The sequence below is a fragment of the Brucella sp. NBRC 14130 genome (assembly GCF_040371715.1).
Taxonomy (GTDB): Bacteria; Pseudomonadota; Alphaproteobacteria; order Rhizobiales; family Rhizobiaceae; genus Brucella; species Brucella intermedia.
Genome location: NZ_BAABTE010000048.1, coordinates 1 through 2,802, shown reverse-complemented (window position 1 = coordinate 2,802; position 2,802 = coordinate 1). Strand labels below are relative to the sequence as shown.

Genomic DNA, 2,802 nt, shown 5'->3' with positions numbered 1-2,802 from the left:
TATGGTGAGCGTCCGGCGAACGCATTTCCGGGTGTGGAGAGATGGGTGCTATAGGCCGCGTTTCATCTCATTGACCATGATGCGGTCGGTTATTTCAGGATCGCATTGTGTCTCGACGAGGAACTCGCGGATACCGCCGTCCCACGTCCTGATGTCGGCAAGTAGGCTTTGAAGCTCTTCGATGCCGTTCGGGGTCAGACCCTTCGTGCCATCCTCACTGCCATCACTGACGTAAACCAGTTCGCCTTCGGAGATGTTGTCGAAGTTTGCGGTGATTTCCTCGATCAGTTCGAGGTTCTCGCTGATCATGCTGGCGACTTGGCTGAGTGTGTAGACAAACCTTGAGCGAGCCATCAGACAGCCTCGTGTCGAACTTTTGCCGACGCCCAGTTCCAGGGCAGCAGGTCTTCAAGTCGATCCTTGGGGTGATCCTGGAACCGGGTCAGGACGTCTGTCAGGTAGACCTCCGGATTATGGCCGTGCAGTTTGACCGTCTCGATGATGGTCAGAATGTTGGCGATGCGCTCACCGCCCTTATCCGAGCCGGCAAACAGCCAGTTCTTCCGGCCAATTCCAAGCGGTCTCATGGCTCTTTCGGCGATGTTGTTGTCGATTTCGACCCGGCCATCGTCGATGTAGACGCTCAAGGCTGCCCATCGCGACAGGGCGTATCGCATCGCCTCGGCAAGCTTCTGCTTCTGCGGCAAAGTTGAGAGTGTCGCCTCGATCCAGGCCTTGAGTTCGTCCAGAACAGGTCTCGCGTGGTGTTGGCGCAGGGCAAGACGCTCATCAGCCGACATGCCGCGGATCCGGTTCTCGATATCGTAGAGTGCTCCAATGCGTGACAGCGCTTCCTCCGCGATCGGTGACGGCTTCAGCTTGATCACATCATGGAACTTGCGGCGCACATGCGCCATGCAGGCAGCCTCAACGATCTGGTTGCCGTAGAGTTTTTTGTAGCCCCCATAGCCGTCGGCATGCATGACGCCGCTGAAGCTTGCCAGGTGGTCAGCCGGATGCGCCCCCTTGCGGTCAGGGCTATAGTAATAGGCGATGGCTGCGGGAATGGCGGATTGATAGCCACTGCCGTCGAAGACGTAGACCCAGACCCTGCCGGTTTTTGTCTTGCCCCGTCCGGGGTCGAGAACATCGACCGGAGTATCGTCCGTATGTATTCGGTCAAGCGCGGCGATGTGGGCCCTGATCAACAAGATGATGGGTGTCAGCAAAGCGGATACGCGGCCGACCCAGTCGGCCATCACGGAGCGCGATATGTCTATTCGCAGCCGATCATACATCTCTGAGAGACGGTAAAGCGGAATGTGATCATCGAACTTGGAGACTATGATATGGGCGAGCAGTCCCGGCCCGGGTTTGCCGCGCTCGATCGGCAAGGTCGGCATCTCGCCAGCTACCGTCGTATCGCATTCCCGGCAAATCATGCGCTTTTCCACGTGCCGGACAATTTTGACCGATGCCGGCACGTGTTCCAGCACCTGAACCACCCTGTCGGGCGCCTTCAGGAACGAGGTGCCACCGCAGGTCGGGCAATTACAGGGAGCCGCATAGATCAGTTCTTCGGTGGCGAGACCATCGGGCAATGGTTTGCGCTTCGGCTTGTCCGGCGCGTCGTCCAAATCCGGCAAGGGTGTTTTCCCGGCGCGCAGTTCAGCCTCGGCACGGGAAGCCTCAATCTCCTCCAGCATCAGTTCGAACTGCTCTATCTTCCGGTCGATCTTTTCCGAAGAGGCGCCATGCTGCCGATGTCGGAGAAGCTCCAGTTGCGCGCGAAGAAGCGCTATGATGGAGTCTCGCTTGATGACCTCGGCTTCCTGGCTCTCAAGCTTTGCCGCCTGTTCGGCGACCAGTGCGCGCAAAGCAGTGAGTTCGTCCTGACTGTCCAGCGGCGCTGTTTCCATATCCGCAAATCTAGCCGATTTGCCTCTGACGCGCCAGCGTTAAGCCTCGGATGCCCTTGCAAAATATAGCTTTTATCCCATTCGGCCAGGAGCGGACGTCCATGCCGGGCGGCGCCAATCAATCCCCTCGACGAGCATGGAAAGCTGCGCCTGCGTCAGGTGCGCGACACCTTCTTTCGCTGTCGGCCAGGGAAAGTATCCACGCTCCAAAATCTTGTAGAACAGGCAGAACCCCTGGCCGTCCCACCAGAGAAGCTTGATCCGGTCAGCGCGCTTTCCGCGGAAGCCGAAGATCGCGCCCGAGCCCGGCGCCTCCTTCACCACCGTCTCGACCAGCGCGGACAGACCATCAATGCCACGCCGCATATCGGTCACTCCGCAGGCCAGATAGACCCTTACATTGCCCGATGGCCCGATCATGCCGCCTCCACGCAAGCGACCAGCGGACCGAGCAGCTTCAACTCAACCTCAGCAGGAACCTTCAGGCACCGACCGTTCCGCAGCAATATCTCAACGATCGCCGGCCTCGCTACGGTGGTAGACGCCTGACTTACGCCAGCCTCCTCCATGATTTCCACTGGAAGGAACACCGTCGGTCGATCAACATAGTTGAACGACTTCCGCCACAAGCGGATCTGGCCTGGATGAATGTCGTGCCGACGCGCCACATCGCCAATGCGAGCACCGGGTTCATCAGCTTGCGCCAGTATCCTCAGCTTCGCCTCGTCCGACCAGCGCCGCCTGCGCTCGGTACCGGACATGATCTCCATGCGAGCCATGAAACCTCTTTGTTCTGGTATTAATGTCAGCACTAATGCTGGTTCGAATGCCAGAACATCGCCCGATTTGCCCAATCAGCAAAAATAGCTCACCGGACGCTCAC

The 2,802-nt window shown here is 58.6% G+C and carries 3 protein-coding genes and 1 pseudogene; 1 reads left to right on the top strand and 3 read right to left on the bottom strand.

The annotated features are described in order from the left end of the window. Positions 1 to 172 (top strand): annotated as a pseudogene (locus ABWW28_RS27385) (IS5/IS1182 family transposase); the annotation flags it as partial. 181 nt (positions 173 to 353) lie between these two features. On the opposite strand, the gene tnpC reads toward ABWW28_RS27385, so the two are convergent. The 3 genes from tnpC to tnpA form a co-directional block, all read right to left on the bottom strand. Then, positions 354 to 1,919: an IS66 family transposase gene (tnpC, locus tag ABWW28_RS27380; RefSeq protein WP_353392972.1), complete on the bottom strand. Its 1,566-nt coding sequence runs from the start codon at positions 1,917 to 1,919 to the stop codon at positions 354 to 356. Positions 1,920 to 1,991: 72 nt separating this feature from the next. Further along, positions 1,992 to 2,339: an IS66 family insertion sequence element accessory protein TnpB gene (gene tnpB / locus ABWW28_RS27375; protein ID WP_094513857.1), complete on the bottom strand. Its 348-nt coding sequence runs from the start codon at positions 2,337 to 2,339 to the stop codon at positions 1,992 to 1,994. Further along, complete coding sequence (gene tnpA, locus ABWW28_RS27370; protein WP_143851071.1) at positions 2,336 to 2,698, bottom strand: IS66-like element accessory protein TnpA; 363 nt, start codon at positions 2,696 to 2,698, stop codon at positions 2,336 to 2,338. The genes tnpB and tnpA overlap by 4 nt, the downstream gene beginning before the upstream one ends. Positions 2,699 to 2,802: the final 104 nt, after the last annotated feature.

What these genes read in the sequence shown, in the direction of transcription:
- tnpC (WP_353392972.1), bottom strand. Translation starts at nt 1,919, where the DNA reads ATGGAAACAGCGCCGCTGGACAGTCAGGACGAACTCACTGCTTTGCGC.
- tnpB (WP_094513857.1), bottom strand. Translation starts at nt 2,339, where the DNA reads ATGATCGGGCCATCGGGCAATGTAAGGGTCTATCTGGCCTGCGGAGTG.
- tnpA (WP_143851071.1), bottom strand. Translation starts at nt 2,698, where the DNA reads ATGGCTCGCATGGAGATCATGTCCGGTACCGAGCGCAGGCGGCGCTGG.